Below are 19,284 nucleotides of genomic sequence, written 5' to 3' on the forward strand. Positions count from 1 at the left end.
TTTTGTTTGCCTCTAAACTAGAGGAGGATTATGTAAGGAAAGCAGTCTCCATAGGTGAGTTGATCGCGCAAGGGATTATCGAGAAAACGATCTGGCGGGCGATTGCAGCGGTCGCTTTGTTTCTAGCCGTGCTGATCGTTTTGGAACTATTTGAAATTCGCTACGGCAGGTTTCAAAATCTGATCACGGGAGAGGCTGTTGTTGTCATCCGAGATGGCCAATTGAATAGGCCGGCATTGCGGAAGCTCCGCACTACGGTGAATCAACTTGAGATGCGGCTTCGCCAACTAGGCATCTCCTCTATAGACGATATCAAGCAGGGAGCCATTGAGACGAACGGCGAGCCGGGCTATGGGCTTACGGAGGCGGCCAAACCTGTAACCAAACAGGATCTGGAGGTATTGTTTAACCGGATCGCGGCGCTAGAGGTTGTGAGGAATGGTGATTAAAACATGTTAGAGCGACCTCCGTAAGACGGCTAAAGGGCTATGACCCGTAACTAACCCAGTCTTGAAAAGACCCGTATGACGGACACCGCTAAAGTGTGGTCAAGACCCCATTTAGTGGACATTGGAAAAAGCCCTAGGCAACAAGCTGACGCCGGTATTCGACCGGAGTCAGCTTGTTTAGTTTTCGTTGAGCCCTATCTTCATTGTAAAAGCGGATGTATTCCTCAATTCTTCTTTGTGCCTCATCGATGGATCGTATATCATAAGGGTAGAGTGCTTCTACTTTCAGATGAGAGAAGAAGCTCTCCATTGAGGCATTGTCATAACAATTGCCTCGGCGTGACATGCTGATTTGGGCGCCAACCTGTGGCAGCATGTCGTGGTAAGCATGGGACGTGTACTGGCTTCCTTGATCGCTGTGAACGATCAGCCCAGTCACGTCTTTATGTTTTTCAAACGCCTTCCTAAACGTCTCTAGCACAAGCGGATTGTCATTGTGACGACTGATGTGGTATCCGACGATTTCGTTGTTCCACAAATCCTTGATCGCCGATAAGTAAATTCTCTCATCGAATACGCGATATTGCGTCACATCTGTTACCCATTTTTGATTGGGTTTATCCGCCTTAAAGTTTCTTTGTAACATGTTTGCTGCTATTCTGCCATCTGAAACAGCTGCTTCATAGCTTGTTCGATGGACATATTTACGACGTATAATCGCTTTTATGCCAAGCTCCTGCATCAAGCGTAATACTTTCTTATGGTTCACTATGAGGCCATATTGACGAGATAGTTCATCCTGTATGCGGCGGTACCCTACAGTCTTGTCGCGCTGTTCGTAGATGGCTTTGATTTTGTTCTTCAGATCTTCATCAGGATCGTGGTCTTTGCGGTTTAGATAGGAGTAGTAACCACTTCGACTGATCCCCAGATATGCACACAATTCCTTGACAGTTCGTTTACTTTTCAACTCGTCGATGACGATGTGTTTGCTTTGCAGCCCTCCCGATTCAAGATTTGTAACCACTTTTTTAGCACCTCAACCTCCATGTAGAGCCGCTTGAGCTCACGTTCTTGCTTCGTTTCATCTCGATGTGGGTTACCTCGTCTGTCCTCGAATGCAGAGACTCCCTTTTCGCGATACTTCCTCATCCAGCGCTTCACTCGATCCTTATCCTGAATTTCCAAATGTGCTGTAATCCGACTGTAACTCCAACGTTCCTCAACATGCAGTCGAATAGCCTCAACCTTAATCGATTCCGGATAATGATGAAATTTTTGTCCTTTAATCGCCATAAAAAAAGCACCCCCTAGAATTTCATCGGATTAACCTAGGGGTTTTTCCAATGTCTATTCTAAGGGGTGCACTGCAGTGTCTGTCTTACGGGTCTTTGTCTTATTCCCTGCCGGCCTAATAGTAAATATAAACCTTCTGCGTCTTCCCGTCCCAGGTCACCGTGCCGCCAAGGAACAAGGCTGCGGCGCGAACGCTGACGTAGGCCGAACCGTTGAATAGAATGAATTGCGCGACCGGGGTTCCGTTGACATAGGGCATCTGCGTAACGGGATCCCAAGTGACGGTAGCGCCCATCGATTCGCCAAGCTGCCGCAGCGGCGCGTATACCGATCCGTTCACGTTCCGTCCGTAAGCCACGAGCACGTCGTTGACGACGACCTTGATCGTGTCCTCGACATTGATCGGCTTCACGACGACGACGCCGGAATAGTGGTCATAGAACGCTTTCTCCATCGCATTCATGTCCACGTTGCCGTTGATGCCCTTCACGGAGCCGGACGACGTATATTGGAAGACCGCCCATTCGTCCCACGTATCGTTGGCCATCGGCTGGTCGACGCCGTAGTGGGCAACCCATAGCGGCCAAGCGCCGAGCGATTTGCCCAAGTAACTCTTGGCGAAGCTGGCTCCGGTATAGACCATCGTATCATGACCCGTCAGCCGGGTAACTTCCTTCAGCCATTGCACGCACCAATCCGTCAGCTTGTCGGAAGGGACTTGCGAAGCTTGACCCTCGACGTCCAGGACATGCGGGAAATCCGCTTTGCGGCCGGCAACGACGGAGGCGAAATAAGCCGCTTCGGACTTCGCGTCGTTCTTCTCCGGATGACTGTAATGGTAGAATCCAACGCGCAGCCCGGCTGCGGGCGCATTGACCGCGTTGGTGGCGAACGCCGAATCCGTGATCCCCGTGCCTTCGGACGCTTTGATAAACGCGCCCATGACGCCGTCCGCGTGCGCCTTCTTCCAATCGATCGTGCCTTGATAATGAGAGACGTCGATGACCTTTACATTACTGTCGCTTCGTGCTTGCATCGATTCACGGCTCCTTCTCTCTGATATTCCTCGTAATAGTTTATGAGTGCGAGAGGAACGGCGTGCTAGGATAAGAGCCTGTTGCGCAGCGCAGCAAGGCCTAATCGCATAAGGGCGCCTGCTGCCTTTGCACTGCTGAAAAGCTTGTTTGCTGCTCATTTTTTACTGCTCATATGCGATTTTTCCGTCCAAAACGCGTTTGTGAAGCAATTGCGGGATCGAGGAGGATTCCCAAATCATATGATCCATAATAGAATCAGGTGATAGCGCATACAACTGGATGGTGATGACGATGAAACTATTAGATCTTTATCGGTCACGGAAATATTTCGTGCGGCTGGTTATCTCCTTTGCCCTGCTTGGTTCGATCATTCTGATCGTGTTCGGCACGCTGTTTTATTCCTACGCCCAGAACAGCGCCATGAAGCTGCAGCAGGAATCGACCAGCAAAGTACTGAAGCAGGTCAACTATAATATCGATAATTTGTACGACACCGTGTTGAATTTCACCGTATCGACGTTCTCGGACCGCGACATTTCCGTCCTTATGCAGAACAAGGACATGGATATTTTCGACTTGTACAATCGGCTGCAGAAGTTCGATTACATGGTCAATTCTAACCTGTTCCTCGATTCCATCGTAATCTACAATGCGCATAACGGATGCTACTACATATCGCCGCAATCGGTGCCGGTTCAATGCATGGACGGCCGGCAATCCAATATATTGATGCAGTACCGAAGCCTGCAAGCCAACATCCCGGACATGAAGTTCTTCCCGTTCGTCGCGACGGAGAACGGGATTACGCGCACGGTGCTGACGTTGTTCAAGCAGGAGTCGGGAAGCATTCTGATGGTCAACGTCAAGCCGCAATGGCTGTTCGATAACGTGCGCGCGATCAACGACCTGGCCGACAGCGCGCTCGGCGAAGTCATGATGTTCGATGCGGACAGCAATCTGCTTGCCATGGACACGGATGATGCGGTCGATGGCGATACGAAACTGGCCATTATCCGGCAAATCGACGCCAAGAAGGTGCCGGAAGGCAATTTCACGCTCGGAAGCGGGAGCAGCAAGAAAATCGTCATGTACAGCACGTCGTCCACGACCGGCTGGAGGATTGTCGGCATGCAGTCGTATAAGGTCGCTTTCGGCGGACTGGACAAGATTCGCACGTTCTTGTACACGCTGCTCGGCTGCTTCATCGTCCTGACGCTGTTCGCTTCGACGTTCATCTCCATGAAGCTGTATAAACCGATCGGCAGCCTGATGCAATCGCTGCGGGCGGTTCCCGGAAGGCTTGACGGCGTGGGCAGCGGCAAGGACGAGCTGGCTTTCCTGACCAACTTCAATCATCGGATGCTGGAGGAAATGGCGAAGCTGGAGCTGGGCAACAAAGCGTCCGAAAGCATTGCGCGGGACTACTTCCTCCGCCGGCTGCTGATCGAACGGCAGCGGATGAGCGGGGAGGAGTTCTCGGAGCAGGTCCGGCTGCACGGACTGAAGCTGACGGAAGCGGACGGTACGTATCTCGTCTGTCTGCTCCGCACCGACAACCAGGGGAAGGGAAAGACGTCCGAGCTGCATAAATTCGCCATGCAAAATATTGCCGAAGAAATGTTTCATCCATTCGCGGTCGTCGAGAACGTAATGCTCGGCAACGAATTCGTCACGCTGCTATTGTCCGTGCCCCAAGCGGACGAGCAGCGGCTGGACGAGCTGCCGCGGGCGATCGCGAAGCTGCAGGATGTCGTGCACAATTACTATCATATCGGGCTATGCGCTTCGATAAGCTCCGCCGTTCGCCATCACGACAATTTGCCTGCGGCGTACGAGCAGGCACTCATGCTTTCCGAATACCGGATGATCTACGGACGGACAGCCGTGATCACTTCGGAGCTGGTGGCCGTGAACGAGCGCAGCGAGGAGACGCAGCTGGACGATCAGCTGGAGAAGAAGTGGCTCGAGTCGATCCGCACGGCGAATATGAAGAACATCGAGCCGCAGCTGGTGAAGATGTTCAAGCGGCTGTCGGACTTCCGCATCGATCATCTGCTGCAATCGCTGCAATATTTGACGGCGATCACGATCAATCAATTGAAGGAAATGAACGTGGACGGCACGCACGCGGTCAAGGCATCGCTGCTTTCCTTTAACCGCCGGGTGATGGAGCAGGAGACGCTGGACGACGTGCTTCTGCAATACATCGATTTGTTCGGGAAGGCGACGGAGCCGCGGCAGACGAGCACCGACGACAAGAACCGGGTGTTGGCGGCGGCGCTCAAGGAAGCGATCGAGAAGCATTATTCGGACCCGAATTTGAGCTTGCAGTTCCTGGCGACGAAGCTCAAGATGAGCAAGGCGCATCTCAGCAAAGTGTACAAGCAGTGCGAGAACGAGTCGCTGAACGATTACATCAACAAAGTGCGGATCATGCAAGCCGTATCCGAGCTGCAGAACACCGATGCCACGATCGCCCAGATTATGTTCAACGTCGGATTCGTCAGCGAAAGCTATTTCTACAAGATCTTCAAACAGACGCTCGGCGTGACGCCGCGTGAATTCCGGACGAATCATGTTTTGAACAAGGGATGAACTAGGGGAGATTGGCAAGGGCTGAATGAGGATTGATAGGCGAGGGCTGAATGAGGACGGAACGAGGGCTGAATGAGGATTGATAGGTGAGGGCTGAATGAGGGCCGAACGAGGGCCGGCCGATAGGCGAGTGCTGAATGAGGGCCGAACGAGGAATGAAAGAGGAACGATAGGCGAGGGCTGAACAAGAGTCGATAGGCGAGGGATTAATGAATCGAGGCGGGAGAATATCCCGTCTCTTTTTTTGTAGGGCCGAATCCGAGGGGGGCGCGGGATGGTCCGACGTTGATCCGGCCAATGGCATCGGTATGGTCCAGCTGAATGACGGAAACGGTAATCGCAGGAGCTCTCGACGGACCAACCGAGGCTATTCTCACAAACTAACGCGGTAGTGGTACTTGCTGTCGGAAAGCTAGACGAATCGTAGAGTGCTTATTGCTTCGAAAATGGCGCCAATCTCATTCTAACGAACCTCAGCAGTCTTATGGGTAAGCGAAGAGGTGAAATGAGGCGGATTTTCGCCGAATTCTAAAATATAGCGTTTCCTGGATTCGTTAGCCAATTAAAAAGGCGAAAATGCCCCGATTAAGGCTTCCTGGGTTCGTTAGGATTCCAGGGAGAGGTGAGAGCGTCAATTGTGGCCGCGCGGGAGGCGCAATCTGCGTTAAAGCCGCCCCGCGCCGCCGCGATCGAATCGCCACCGGCGCAGCCGCTCGTTCAAATTCATTGCGTCCAAGGACCTAGTCAAGACGCAATGAGGGATTTCATTTCGTCCGCTTCAGGTTCAAAACGCGCTGCAAGCAGAAAAACGAGCATTGAGCAGTCCGTTTGTTCAGCTTTTTGACGTTCCAGCAGTGGGAGTCGGCCTTCCGGGATGGCATACTGTGGTCAGGAAGGAGGTGAAGGAAATGCAGTGGCTTGCACGAGAGTGGAAGCATGTCAAGAAGAACAGGGAGCTGCTGCTGCTAAGTCTCCCGGGCTTCATTTACAAATTCATTTTTTATTATTTACCGCTGGTGGGCCTTGTGATTGCATTCCAGAACTATAACTACACGAAGGGCTTGTTCGGAAGCAAATGGGTCGGCCTGCACAATTTCAAATTTTTCTTCACTTCCGATTTGGCATGGCGGGTGACGCGCAACACGATCTTCTATAATGTCGCGTTCATCGTCCTGACCACGGTCTTCGCGCTGGTCATGGCGCTGCTGCTGAACGAATTGTCCAAACGCTGGTTTAAGGTGCATCAGACGGTCATGTTCTTGCCCTACTTCTTATCGTGGGTCGTCGTCGGTTACATCGCGACTGGATTTTTCGATTATCAGCACGGCGCGCTGAATACGGTGCTTGCATCGTTCGGCGTCGATCCGACGAATTGGTATCAGAAAGCGAGCTATTGGCCGACCATTATGATCGTCGTGCAGCTGTGGAAGGCAGTCGGCTTTCAGGCGCTCATTTACTATGCCGGCATTATCGCCATCGACCCGAGTTATTACGAAGCCGCCCGCATCGACGGCGCGACCAAGTGGCAGATGATTCGCAAGATCACGCTTCCGCTTCTGACTCCGCTCGTCGTCATCCTGTTAATCATGGCGGTAGGCAGCATTTTCCGCGCGGACTTCGGCTTGTTCTACTACGTGCCGAACGATTCGAGCTTCTTGTACCCGGTCACGGACGTTATCGATACGTACGTGGTAAGGTCGTTGCGAACCATCGGCGACGTCAGCATGTCGACCGCGGTAGGATTCTACCAATCCGTCGTCGGTTTGGTTCTGGTCTTGGTCACGAACTATATCATCAAAAAAATCAACGAAGAAAACGCGCTCTGGTAGTCGGCATGAAAGGAAGTAAACGTAATGAAGCAAACGCTCAATAGCGGACGAGCAATAGTGAACCTGATCTTCTGCGTGTTCTCGATCGCGATGATCATTCCGTTCCTCCTCGTCATCTCGATTTCACTGTCCGACGAACAGTCGCTCATCGAGCATGGCTACAAATGGTTTCCCGAGAAGTTCAGCACGCTCGGTTATCAAGTCATGCTTCACTCTTCGCACGCCATCGTTCATGCTTACGGCATCACGATCCTGATCACGGTCGTCGGTTCGCTGGCGGGATTGCTGTTGACGGCGATGACGGCTTATACGATCTCGCGCAAAGACTTTCGCTATCGGAAGCCGATGACGTTCTATGTGTTCTTCACCATGTTGTTCCAGGGGGGCATCGTCCCCGTATATATCCTGATGACCAGATATTTGCATCTGCGCAATTCGATTTGGGCGCTTATCCTGCCGCTCTTGATCAGCCCGTTCTACGTGATGATCATGAAAGGGTTTCTGGGCAAGATCCCCGGCGAAATCATCGAATCGGTGAAAGTCGACGGGGCGAGCGAATGGCGGATTTTCTTCCAGATCATCCTCCCGCTCTCGAAACCGGCGCTTGTCACGGTCGGCCTGATGCTGGCATTCGGCTACTGGAACGACTGGTTCAACGGTCTGCTCTTCATCGACGACCCGAACAAGGTGCCGTTGCAGCTGCTGCTTTACCGCAATATGAATGCGATTGAGTTTCTGAAAACCACGGCCATCGCGCAGCAGCTCAATATAGACGTATCCAAGCTGCCGAGCCTGTCCTCGAGGATGGCGATGACCATTCTGGCTGCAGGGCCGATGATGATTGTATTCCCGTTCTTCCAACGTTATTTCGTAGGCGGATTAACCGTTGGGGCCATAAAGGAATAATTCAAACACATTTTTGGGGGGATTAGGAAATGGTTAATTCGTCAGTGGGCAAAAAATTATGGGGCTCGGCTTTGGTTGCGTGCCTGATGTTCGGCCTAACGGCATGCGGAAGCAATTCGGACAACTCGAATTCCGGCAACGCAGCGAATGCAGGCAATGCAGCGAATGCGGGCAACGCAACGAACAACGCGGCGAACAAAGGCAACGCTGCGAATGCATCGAATAACGCGAATGCAACCGATGCATCCTCGGACGCCGCGAAGCTCGATCCGGTCACGTTGACGTGGTACTACCTCGGACCTGCGGGGCAAGCCGATATCGGCTCGGTCGAAGATGCCGTCAACAAAATCACGCAAGAGAAAATCAACGCGACGGTCAAACTGAAACCGATCGACGGCGGCGAGTACAATCAACGCATGAACACGATCGCGGCTTCCGGCGAAGCCTACGATATCAGCTGGACGGCGAACTGGCTGTTCGACTACGTCGGCAACGCCAACAAAGGCGTATTCCTGCCGCTCGACGACCTGCTGGACAAATACGGCGCCGAGCTCAAAGCATCCCTGCCCGAATTCATGTGGGAGCAAGTAAAAGTAGGCGGCAAGATTTACGGCGTACCGAACTACCAGAGCGTAACCGGCCGCGAAGGCTACGTCTTCCCGCAGGAAATCATCGATAAATACAAGCTGGATCTCTCGACGGTCAAGAAATTCGAAGACATCACGCCGATGCTCGACACGATCAAGAAGGCCGAGCCGAAACAATCGCCGATCGTCATGGACCGCAACGGCATGTTCGGTTACCTGATCAATTCCCAAGGCATCGACTCGATTCCGGTCACGAGCCAGAACCCGGTCGGCTTCTACAACACGGATGATTCGGTCAAGCTGTTCAACGTGTATGCTACGCCGGAATTCAAGCACTACACGGAAGTCGTTCGCGACTGGTACCAGAAGGGTTACATCAATCCGGACGCGCCGACGAACAAATCGGTTGACGACGTGACGAAGGCCGGCCAAGGTTACATCACGTACTCGAACGGTCTGAACCCGGGCTCCGAAGTGTCCATGTCGAACAACCGCTATAACGCCAAGCCGGTCGTGTTCGCACCGCTCACGAACTTCCTGATCAGCTCCAATCCTGGTATTGCCACGGTTAACTCGATCAGCGCGAACTCCAAGAACCCCGAGCGCGCCATGATGTTCCTGAACCTGGTCAACACGGACAAAGATCTCTACAACCTGCTGTCGTTCGGCATCGAAGGCAAGCACTATACGAAAGTCAACGACAACACGATTAAAGCGATTCCGGACAGCGGCTACAACAACAACAATCCATGGGTATTCGGCGATACGTTCAACGGCTACCTGCAAGACGGCCAAGCGGCTGACACGTTCGACGTACAGAAGCAAACGAACGATTCCGCGACGCCAACGAAGATCGTCGGCTTCAAATTCGACACGAGCAGCCTGACGGCGGAAATCGCCAACGTGCAATCCGTTCTCGACGAGTACATGCCAGGTCTGAGCACCGGCGCTGTCGACCCTGCGAAGAAGCTGCCTGACATGCTCGACCGTCTGCAAAAAGCGGGCCTCGACAAAATCGTTGCCGAAGCGCAGAAGCAAGTCGACGCTTGGAAAGCGAACAAGTAATAACCCAAGCAAGCAACGAGCTGAACCAATCAGATTGTGCTTGACCGTGCAATAACGAATGAAGGCGTGAACCTAGCTTGCTGGCGTGCTGGCAAGCTAGTTCGCGTATCGCCTCGCGAATCCGTTATCCATTCAAAACGTTTATTAAGGGAAGGTGCATGAAGCAATGAATTCAGCAGCGACAGAAGAACGGCTTCGGACATGGTACCGCGATGCGCGCATCGGATTGTTCCTCCACTGGGGCATGCGCACCGGCGATTATGATAAGGATCCGTTCGATTCCGAGACGCCCTATGCCTATGAAACGGTCGAAGATTTCGAGCAGGCGGCCGCGGACAACGGCTGGAGCGCGCAGCGGTGGGTGACTACCGCAGTGCGTCTGAAAGCCAAATATATTACGCTTGCAACGTTCCACTGCGACATGGGCTATTTGAAAATATGGCCTTCCGACGTGCCGGGCAGTCCGTGCACGAAGCGCGACTATTTGCGTGAAGTCATCGATGCCGCGACGGCTGAAGGCATCCGCATCGTCATCTACATCAACAGGGATTCGAAGCATGCCTTCCATCACGGCATTCAATGGCTGGATCGCGAAGCCTACCGCGCGTACAAAGGCGACGAGCAGGTCGATATTATCGCCCGCGACGGCTGGCTGACCTACAGCATGGACGTCATGTTCGAGCTGCTGGACCGCTATCCGGAAGTTGCCGGCTTCTGGTTCGACGGCTACCACGACAAGCTGGAGGCGCAGGACGTATTCGCCCGGCTCCATGCGCGGCGCGAGGATTTGATCCTGATCAATAACGATTTCAGCGACGCTCCGGTGGCGGACGAGGATGCGATGGCGCTGGAGGATTTCGGCAAGGATTGCACGCCGGAGTTCGACTATGCCAGCGGCACGTGGGTAGGCCCTCATGACAAGGAGTTCGCTTTTAAGATGAAATGGGACTGGTTCTATCTTGGAGAAGGCAAGCCGGACTGGGGCGCCTATGAGTTGAACTATGCGAATGTCGCCAGCGACCAGGAGTTCGTGAAACGGATCGTGACGATCGCGGGATCGTCCTGGAATGCCCATTTGGGTTATGGCCCGAAGATCGGCGGCGATTTCCCGGAAGTGGTGAACAGCTTCACCGCTCATTTCGAACAGTACCTTTCCTGGGCGTCCGAATCGATTTACGGCACGTACGGCGGCGGCTACGATCATGGCGGATTCCCGCCGGGGTATTGGCAGGACGGCGCTTACGGCGTGACGACGCTCGTTCCCGGCGAACGCGTGCACTATTTGCACGTGCTTACGCCACCTGGCGGTTCGCAGCTGACGCTGCCCGACGCGGGTTATGCCGTGGAGCGCGTGCTGGATTTGAAGACCGCCGAGCCGCTCGCATTCTCGCAGCAGGACGGATGGCTGACAATCTCCTCGCCTTCGTGGGACGCGGTTGACCGGGACGGGGATCGGGTGTTGAAGCTGACCGTCTCCGCCGAAGTCGGCGTCGTGCCGCGGAACGAGATCACCGTCAGCACGAGATGGGAGATGCCGTATGCGCCGGCTTCCAACGTGCTCGACAGCCATTACGACCGCTACTTCAGGAGCGCGATGGCGGGCCAATGGCCGCAATCGCTGACCTTCAGCCTGGCTGACAAGACCGAGCTCAGGGGAATCAGCCTGGTGCAGCCCGAGACCGGCGCGGCCGGCGAAGGCGGGGGTTACGCGGCTCCGGTCAGCGAGCGAATCAAGGCGTACGAGATATATGTCAGCGATGACGGAGAGACGTGGGGCGAAGCGGTTGCATCCGGCGAACTGCGCAATCAGCGCGGCAAGCAGGTCATTCTGTTTCCATCGGTATCGGCATCGTACTTGCGGTTGACGGCGAAGAATAATTTCGGAGGGACGGGTACGTTTCAACTGATTAGCGCGGAATTGCTGAAGCATTAAGCTGCGCGGGAATGAAGGCGTCCGGCAATGCGTTGCCTTTGCCGGACGCATATTTATACGATCTGAGGAGGGTTTTTATGAAGATTGGCTGGTCAAGCAAAGGAATTCGAAATGCAGAGCGGCACGGCAAACGCAAGCGATTTGCAGGGTTTTTCTTATCCACCGCATTATTGACAGCGCTTTCAGCCGGTGTAGTTGCTCCGCAAGCCGCGCATGCGGCTTCGAATTATTACGTCGCTCCGGGAGGCAGCGACAGCAACAACGGCACCTCGCTCGGCACGCCGTTCAAGACGATCCAGAAGGCGGCTTCCGTCGCGGCCGCGGGCGATACGGTCTACATTCGAGGAGGCACCTACCGCGAGACGGTCACGCCGGCCAACAGCGGGACGACGGGCAGTCCGATCAATTACCAAGCGTACCAAGGCGAAGACGTGCTGATCTCCGGCCTGGATCCGGTGACTACGAGCTGGACCGCTTACAGCGGGAATATTTATTCGACGAATCTCACGATGGGCTTGGGCGACGAGAATGCCGTCTTCGTGAACGGCAGCAACATGACGTATGCCCGATGGCCGAACAAGACCGGCGCGAGCCCGATGACGAACGACGGCGCGGCCATCGGAAGCGGCAGCCTGACGAGCATTACCGATTCCGCGATGCCGAATCAATCGTCCGGCTGGTATAACGGCGCGATCGTATGGTCGATTTCCGCCGCGAAATGGACGGCCTGGGGCGCGACCGTGACGGGCAGCGGCGGCGGCACCGTGAATTTCGCCATCCCTGGCGATATGGGCGATTATACGAATCCGGGCGATACGACGCGCGGGGACAAGAATTATTACTATCTGGCCGGAAAGCTTGGCTTGCTCGACGCCGAGAAAGAATGGTTCTACGATTCGGCGGCATCGAAGCTGTACTTGTACGCGCCGGGCGGCGGCAGCCCTTCGACCAAGACGGTCGAGGTCAAGGCGAGGCGGCAGGCGATCGATCTGACGGGCAAGTCGAACATCCGTTTCACGGGCATCGACATCACAGGCGCGGAGATGAAAATCACCGGCGACAACAACGTCATCGACGGCATGACCGCAACGTATATCTTCTCCCACAACGCGCGCGGCCTGTATCATACGCATCCCGTCACGGATGACGGCATTCATATCATGGGCAGCAACAACACGGTGAAGAACGGCGATTTCGGCTTCAGCGACGGCAACATCTTCTTGATCGACAAGGGCTCGAACAACGTCATTACGAACAACTACATCCACGACGCCGACCAGAACGGCAGCTACGACGCGCCGGTGCGGCTCGAGGACAACGGCTATAACGACCGCAATTACACGACGATCACGTACAACACGATCTACAATACGGGCAGATCGGCGATTCATTTCACGCGGCCGGGCTATTTCGAGCATAACGACGTCTACCGCACGAACATCGTCGCCGACGACGGCGCGCCGGTCTATCTGGGAGGCGACCTGCTGAACTCGACGGTAGCGTACAACTACATCCACGACATCTATTGGCAGAGCGGAACCCGGGCCGGCGTCGTGCCGGCGATCTACATGGACAACGGCACGGACAACGCGATCGCGCATCATAACGTCATCTACAACATCGGCCAGGACGCGGCATTCCGCATGAACGCGCCGACGAACGGCGGCCGGTATATCTACAACAACACCGCGTACAACGTTCCATCGACGCTCGTGACGATGGCGGGCACGCCGGCATTCACGCAGGACAACAACTTGCTTAACGCGGCTTCCTCGAACTTCGTCGACGCGGCGAACCATAATTTCCGTCTCGCATCCGGTTCGAGCGCCATTAACGCGGGCACGGCGCATGCGCCGTGGACGAACGGCTATGCGGGCTCCGCGCCGGACAAAGGCGCTTACGAATTCGGCGGCACGGACTGGACGGCCGGCGTGCAAGGCAGCACCCCGCCTTCGACGCCTGCGCTCAGCTATGAAGCCGAAGCCTCGGCGAATACGCTTGCCGGCGGCGCGTCCGTGAGCGCGTGCACGGCTTGCTCGGGCGGCAGCGTCGTGAAGAACGTGGGCAATAATGCCGGCACGCTGCAATTCAACAACGTCAATGCCGGCAGCGCCGGCACGCGGACGGTGACGATCGCATACGCGAACGGCGATGCTTCGGCGCGCAGCGCGCTGCTCAGCGTCAACGGCGGAACGGCGACGACGCTGAGCTTCCCGCCGACAGGCAGCTTCACCACGGTCGGAACGATCACGGTGAATATTACGCTGAATGCGGGGAATAACACGCTGAAGTTCTATACGAATGCGGCGGGCGTATGGGCACCGGACTTTGACAAAATCACGCTGCTCGCGACGGATGCGGAAGCCGAGGCGACGGGCAACACGCTTGCGGGCGGCGCGTCCGTGAGCGCGTGCACGGCATGTTCGGGCGGCAGCGACGTGAAGAACGTGGGCAACAACGCCGGCACGCTGCAGTTCAACAACGTGACGATGAGCAGCGCCGGCACGCGCACGTTGACGATCGCGTACTTGAACGGCGATACGTCGGCACGCAGCGCGCTGCTGAGCGTCAACGGCGGTACGGCCGTGACGTTAAGCTTCCCGCCGACAGGCAGCTTCAGCACCGTCGGGACGATCACTGTCAGCGTATCGCTGAACGCAGGCAGCAATACGCTGAAATTCTACACGAACGCGGCGGGCGTATGGGCGCCGGACTTCGACAAGATCTCGGTTTATTGACGGATGCGCCTGTTCGATTAAGGCGGCGCATGAGGGCATAACAAGGAAAGACCAGCATTCCGCGCTCATGTTCATGCGCGGGATGCTGGTCTTCTTGTTGGTTGGTTGGTCTCATGGTTGGTTTACGGCGTCAGTCCGGAGCGCAGCCAAGCTATCCTCGCAGGAACAAGGCCCCGATTACGAGCGAGCCGATGATGCCGTACAGTGCGCTCAGGTTCAAGTAATATACGAGAACGAAGTAGCCCACGGCCAGCAGAAACGGAATGAACGTAATGAAGCCCGGCGTCGTCTTCATCGCGTATTTGGCAAAATCGTACGCCAGCATCGCCATCATGACGAAGATGACAGGCTGAATGCCGCGAATCATCCCTTTAATGTACGGGTTGTTCTGCAATTTGTTCATGACCCCGACGAGCACGATCATGAGCAGCGCGGTCGGCAGCACGACGGCGGCAAGCGCAACAATGGCGCCCGGCCAGCCGGCTACCTTGAAGCCGATATAAGCCGCAAGCTTCGTGGCGATCGGTCCCGGCAGCGAATTGCCGAACGCCAGCGCATGCCCGAAATCCTCCGTCGACATCCAAGACATCCGGCCCACGACCTCGTTCTCGTAGAGCGGTATAATCGAAGGCCCGCCCCCATAACCAAGCATCGTCGCCCGGCCAAAAGAAAGAAACAATTTCCACAATTCCGTCAGCATGGTTTTCTCCTACCCTTCGGTTTCTTTCTTTATAGCTGTCTTTGTTTCTTCTTTTTCTTTTCTTCTTCTCCCCCATTGTAAAAGCGTGTAAAAAAGTGTGACCGGAGGTCAAGATGAACTCGGAGCAGCGCGAGCGTTCGCCTTTGTATTCGGATATCAACCTCTAATCACGTATCTAATCGAGGATATCCGAAATACAACAGCGAGCGGAGACCCATACTGACCGCAGGTCACATGCCCTAAGGCAACGTTTTTACAATTTCATGCCCATACGGGACTTATACCGCTTCAACAACAATTGGCTGTCCACGCTGACGATCCCCGGCATCGCGTACACCTTCTCGACGAGGAAACGTTCCATCCCTTGAATCGTCTCGAAAATGCCGTGCATATGCAGCTTGCTCGGTCCGCTCATATGGTATAGACTTGTCACTTCCGGTTCGTCCGCGAGCTTGCTGGAGACATCCTCCAGAAATTGCGGCTCGACCTCGACGTTGAAGAAGGCGGATACCTCGATGCCGATGCGGGCGGGGTTGATCACGGCCGTAAAACGTTCGATGACCCCTTCGTCCATCAGCGCGGCGATCCGTGTCTGGACGGCGACGCGCGATAGGCCGACTAATTTGCCCAGCTCCGTATAGGAAATGCGCGCGTTCTCGTGGAGCGAGGTTAGAATTTTACGGTCGGTTTCGTCTAACGAAACGACGGGCAGCGTGAACGGATGCGGTGTTTTAGTAGACAAGATTCCACCTCTTGCTTTCATTTTGCAATCATCGTAACACAAAAGATTTCGAAACGGAATGAAAATATTTCATTCGGTTTCGGATTGGAACGGAAACGAATTCACTTATTTTCAAAAAGTAGGACGGTTGGTATAATCGGTGAAAGACGGGCTGTAGAACTGCCTTAGATGCATATGCGGCCTCAATCGATTCAACAGAAAGAAGGCCTACGCAAAATCATTCCCAACAGAAGGAGCTGCGTAAACGTGTTGAAAGCGGCTGTAATCCGGCAGGCGCTGCCGGCCGATTGGTTCGAACTCGGCGAGCTGCAGGCAAGAAGCTATCACGATGCCTACCGCAGACTGCTGCCGAATGATTTCTTGAGCAAAGTGACCGCGGAGAACCGGCAAGCCGGTTGCCGGGAGCGGCTGAGAGACAATCAGGAGTATACCGCGATGCTGCTCGTCGACAATAGGGCGGCAGGATACATAAGTCTGGGATTGCCAATCGATGCGCGGAGCGAAGACGGTGAAATCACCGCTTTGTATTTGCTGCGCGAATACTGGGGACACAAGTTAGGGACGAGGCTGATGGGTTGGGGAATGGAGCGGCTGCGGGAGCGGGGCTGTACGACGGCCGGCTTGTGGGTGCTGGAGAAGAACGCGGGGGCGAGGCGTTTCTACGAACGGCGGGGCTTTCGGCCAGACGGCCAACAGCGCGTCGTTATGCGGGGGGATGCTTTTGTCCAGCTGAGGTACGAGAAGGAGATTGAAGCATGAAGAGAAGAAACGCGGTACTGGCGATCCTGCTGCTGGTCGTGGCGGTCGCCTATTTCGCCTTCCATCAGACGGGGTATGCGTTCACGGAGAAGGAAGCGCTGCGCAGCGCAGGCGTATATAACGGGCTGACGAAAGCGTACGAGCAGCCGTTCGGCAGTGACGTCATCGTCATGATGTCGAACGGAAGCCAGAGCAGAGTGCAGATCGTGCATAACAAATTCGGCTTCCTGCACAAGCCGGGCACATCCGTCGAGATGGCTGCTCTGGATGGGCAGTCCAGTGTTCGTTATGCTTGGTTTTCGACGGGGGCGAGCGGCAAAGACGGCAAGCGTGAGATCGTATTTGCCGCCGAGTCATCGGATGCCGCCATCCGGAAAGTGATCATCAGCAACGATCGGCTGAATGCGCCGAAGGACAGTGCGGAAGTGAAGAAGAACGCGTCCGTGTACGTCGAATTGGATGTCGCGAAGCAATACGGCATCGTGGTCGAGGAGCTGGAAGCACAGGAAATCGGCAGCTTCGTCGTTCGAGGCGCCGATGCGGACGGGCGAATCGTAACGGGAACGTAAGCACAAGCGCAGCGCGCACGGAGTTTAACGAGCACTGAGATCATCGTGTTGGTCCCGGATGGGTATACTATCCAATAGAGGTTCTTTTTACACCATTCATCATTGTTCGATATTTTATAGGGGGGGTTGCCAGTTTATGAACGGACAAGCGAGCCCGGGGACGATCATCTCTTTCCGGGGCGTCACGAAACAGTACGAAGGAGACGACGCCGTACTGAAGAACGTCAGCTTCGAGATCGAACGAGGCAAATTTTACACGCTGCTGGGACCTTCCGGCTGCGGCAAAACGACGATATTGCGCCTTATCGCGGGCTTTACGGAACCGACGAAGGGCGAGATTTATTTTGACGGCAAGCTGATCAACCACGTGCCCGCGAACAAGCGTCAAGTGAATACGGTGTTTCAGGACTACGCCCTGTTCCCGCATTTGAACGTGTTCGAGAACATCGCGTTCGGCCTGCGCATCAAGAAGATGAAACAGGCGGACATCAAGGAGAAGGTGCTGGAGGCGCTCCGTTTCGTCAACCTCGCCGGCTACGAGAACCGGGAGATCACGGAGATGTCCGGCGGCCAGCGGCAGCGCGTCGCGATCGCCCGGGCCATCGTGAACCGTCCGGAAATCATTCTGCTCGACGAGCCGTTGTCGGCGCTCGATCTGAAGCTTCGCACCGAGATGCAGGTGGAACTGCGCGATTTGCAGCGGCGTCTGGGCATTACGTTTATTTTCGTGACACACGACCAGGAGGAAGCGCTCGCGATGTCGGATGAAATCTTCGTGCTGAACGAGGGCAAAATCCAGCAAAGCGGCACGCCGACGGACATTTACGACGAGCCGATCAACCGTTTCGTGGCTGATTTCATCGGAGAGTCTAATATCGTGGCCGGCCGGATGACGGCGGACTTCCTGGTTGAATTCGCGGGCAAAACGTTTACGTGCGTCGACCAAGGGCTGCAGCCGAACGAACCGGTCGATATCGTCATTCGTCCCGAGGATCTCGAGATCACGCGCGCGGGCGAAGCGAAGCTGCAGGTGCGCGTCGAAGCGCAGCTGTTCCGCGGCGTTCACTATGAGATCCAATGCGCCGACGAGGCGGGCAACCGCTGGCTCGTGCACTCCACGCGCAAGGCGGAGGTCGGCGAAGCGATCGGCCTGACGTTCGACCCCGAAGCCATTCACGTCATGCGGTTTAACGAGACGGAAGAAGAGTTCGACAAGCGGCTGGAGGCGTACGCATGAGGCCGGCTGCGGAAGCGCTGGCGCAGAACCGTTCGCTGCCCCGTTCGCGCAATCTCTATCTCGTGCCCTATATGCTCTGGATGGTGCTGTTCGTCTTCGCGCCGATCCTCTTGATCGTATACGATTCGCTGTTCGACGTGGAGGGCGCCTTCACGTTCTCGAACTATGTGCATTTCTTCACGCCCGTCTATATGAAAATGACGTTCAGCTCGTTCTGGTACGCCTTCCTCATTACGGCCTTCTCGCTGCTGGTCGGTTATCCGGCGGCATACCTGCTGACGAAGACGAAGCATAAGCAGCTATGGCTGCTCCTGATTATTCTGCCGAGCTGGATTAACCTGCTGCTGAAGACGTATGCGTTTATCGGATTGTTCGGCACCTACGGCGCGGCCAATGCCATTCTGAAGACAATCGGCATCGGGCAGCAGCAAATTTTGTTTACGGATTTCAGTTTTATTTTCGTATCGGTGTACATCTTCATCCCGTTCATGATTCTGCCGGTGTTCAATGCGCTGGAGGAAATGAACCCGTCGCTCATCGACGCCTCGCGCGACCTGGGCGCTTCGCCATGGACGACGTTCCGCCGCGTCATCTTCCCGCTGACGATCAACGGCGTGAAGTCCGGCTGCCAGGCGGTATTCATCCCGGCGCTGTCGCTCTTCATGATTACGCGGCTCATCGCGGGAAGCCGCATCATTACGCTAGGCACGGCGATCGAGCAGCATTTTCTCGTTACGCAGGACTGGGGCATGGGCGCGACGATCGCGGTGTTCCTCATTCTCGCGATGGCGATTATTATGGTGCTTACCGGTACGCGCGGCCGGACAAGGAGGTGATCGGAC

General features: G+C 55.2%; 16 protein-coding genes. 11 read left to right on the forward strand and 5 right to left on the reverse strand.

Features of this window, described 5'->3' with window-relative positions; genetic code table 11:
• The first annotated feature begins 59 nt into the window (after positions 1-59).
• Complete coding sequence (locus GZH47_RS20690) at positions 60-449, forward strand: YetF domain-containing protein (protein WP_162642814.1); 390 nt, start codon at positions 60-62, stop codon at positions 447-449.
• A gap of 133 nt (positions 450-582) precedes the next feature.
• Here GZH47_RS20690 and GZH47_RS20695 read toward each other — a convergent pair whose 3' ends face one another.
• The 3 genes from GZH47_RS20695 to GZH47_RS20705 form a co-directional block, all read right to left on the reverse strand.
• Positions 583-1,476 carry an IS3 family transposase gene (locus GZH47_RS20695; RefSeq protein WP_162640031.1) on the reverse strand — a complete coding sequence of 298 codons (894 nt, stop codon included), beginning with the start codon at positions 1,474-1,476 and terminating at the stop codon, positions 583-585.
• Positions 1,416-1,745 (reverse strand): helix-turn-helix domain-containing protein, encoded by a 330-nt coding sequence (locus GZH47_RS20700; protein WP_162638436.1) that lies wholly within the window; start codon positions 1,743-1,745, stop codon positions 1,416-1,418. Before GZH47_RS20700 ends, GZH47_RS20695 begins: the two co-directional genes overlap by 61 nt.
• Positions 1,746-1,860: 115 nt before the next feature.
• Positions 1,861-2,781, reverse strand: a complete 921-nt coding sequence (locus tag GZH47_RS20705; RefSeq protein ID WP_162642815.1) for a GH25 family lysozyme — start codon at positions 2,779-2,781, stop codon at positions 1,861-1,863.
• Positions 2,782-3,073: 292 nt separating this feature from the next.
• Here GZH47_RS20705 and GZH47_RS20710 point away from each other — a divergent pair, with 292 nt between their 5' ends.
• The 6 genes from GZH47_RS20710 (at position 3,074) to GZH47_RS20735 (ending at position 14,435) form a co-directional block, all read left to right on the forward strand.
• Positions 3,074-5,377, forward strand: a complete 2,304-nt coding sequence (locus GZH47_RS20710; protein ID WP_162642816.1) for a helix-turn-helix domain-containing protein — start codon at positions 3,074-3,076, stop codon at positions 5,375-5,377.
• Positions 5,378-6,285: 908 nt separating this feature from the next.
• Positions 6,286-7,206, forward strand: a complete 921-nt coding sequence (locus tag GZH47_RS20715; protein WP_162642817.1) for an ABC transporter permease — start codon at positions 6,286-6,288, stop codon at positions 7,204-7,206.
• Positions 7,207-7,230: 24 nt separating this feature from the next.
• Positions 7,231-8,112, forward strand: a complete 882-nt coding sequence (locus GZH47_RS20720) for a carbohydrate ABC transporter permease (RefSeq protein ID WP_162642818.1) — start codon at positions 7,231-7,233, stop codon at positions 8,110-8,112.
• Positions 8,113-8,141: 29 nt separating this feature from the next.
• Entirely contained in the window at positions 8,142-9,764 is a 1,623-nt protein-coding gene (locus tag GZH47_RS20725) for an ABC transporter substrate-binding protein (protein ID WP_162642819.1), read from the forward strand.
• Between the two features lie 166 nt (positions 9,765-9,930).
• Positions 9,931-11,697: an alpha-L-fucosidase gene (locus GZH47_RS20730; protein ID WP_162642820.1), complete on the forward strand. Its 1,767-nt coding sequence runs from the start codon at positions 9,931-9,933 to the stop codon at positions 11,695-11,697.
• A 77-nt stretch (positions 11,698-11,774) separates the two neighbouring features.
• Entirely contained in the window at positions 11,775-14,435 is a 2,661-nt protein-coding gene (locus GZH47_RS20735; protein ID WP_162642821.1) for a carbohydrate-binding protein, read from the forward strand.
• Positions 14,436-14,586: 151 nt separating this feature from the next.
• On the opposite strand, the gene GZH47_RS20740 is transcribed toward GZH47_RS20735, so the two are convergent.
• The gene (locus GZH47_RS20740; RefSeq protein ID WP_162642822.1) at positions 14,587-15,135 is read right to left on the reverse strand and encodes a chromate transporter; all 549 of its coding nucleotides are present in this window, start codon (positions 15,133-15,135) and stop codon (positions 14,587-14,589) included.
• Positions 15,136-15,388: 253 nt separating this feature from the next.
• A complete protein-coding gene (locus GZH47_RS20745) occupies positions 15,389-15,877 on the reverse strand; it encodes a chromate efflux transcriptional regulator ChrS (RefSeq protein ID WP_225446149.1) in 489 nt (162 codons plus the stop codon).
• Positions 15,878-16,123: 246 nt separating this feature from the next.
• Between GZH47_RS20745 and GZH47_RS20750 the strand changes: the two genes are divergently transcribed.
• The 4 genes from GZH47_RS20750 (at position 16,124) to GZH47_RS20765 (ending at position 19,278) form a co-directional block, all read left to right on the forward strand.
• The gene (locus tag GZH47_RS20750; protein ID WP_162642825.1) at positions 16,124-16,636 is read left to right on the forward strand and encodes a GNAT family N-acetyltransferase; all 513 of its coding nucleotides are present in this window, start codon (positions 16,124-16,126) and stop codon (positions 16,634-16,636) included.
• Positions 16,633-17,205, forward strand: a complete 573-nt coding sequence (locus GZH47_RS20755; protein ID WP_162642827.1) for a hypothetical protein — start codon at positions 16,633-16,635, stop codon at positions 17,203-17,205. The genes GZH47_RS20750 and GZH47_RS20755 overlap by 4 nt, the downstream gene beginning before the upstream one ends.
• Before the next feature lie 136 nt (positions 17,206-17,341).
• Positions 17,342-18,442, forward strand: coding sequence for an ABC transporter ATP-binding protein (locus tag GZH47_RS20760; RefSeq protein ID WP_162642829.1), 1,101 nt, complete (start codon positions 17,342-17,344; stop codon positions 18,440-18,442).
• The gene (locus GZH47_RS20765; RefSeq protein WP_162642831.1) at positions 18,439-19,278 is read left to right on the forward strand and encodes an ABC transporter permease; all 840 of its coding nucleotides are present in this window, start codon (positions 18,439-18,441) and stop codon (positions 19,276-19,278) included. The genes GZH47_RS20760 and GZH47_RS20765 overlap by 4 nt, the downstream gene beginning before the upstream one ends.
• Positions 19,279-19,284 lie beyond the last annotated feature (6 nt).

The organism is Paenibacillus rhizovicinus (genome assembly GCF_010365285.1).
Classification (GTDB): domain Bacteria; phylum Bacillota; class Bacilli; order Paenibacillales; family Paenibacillaceae; genus Paenibacillus_Z; species Paenibacillus_Z rhizovicinus.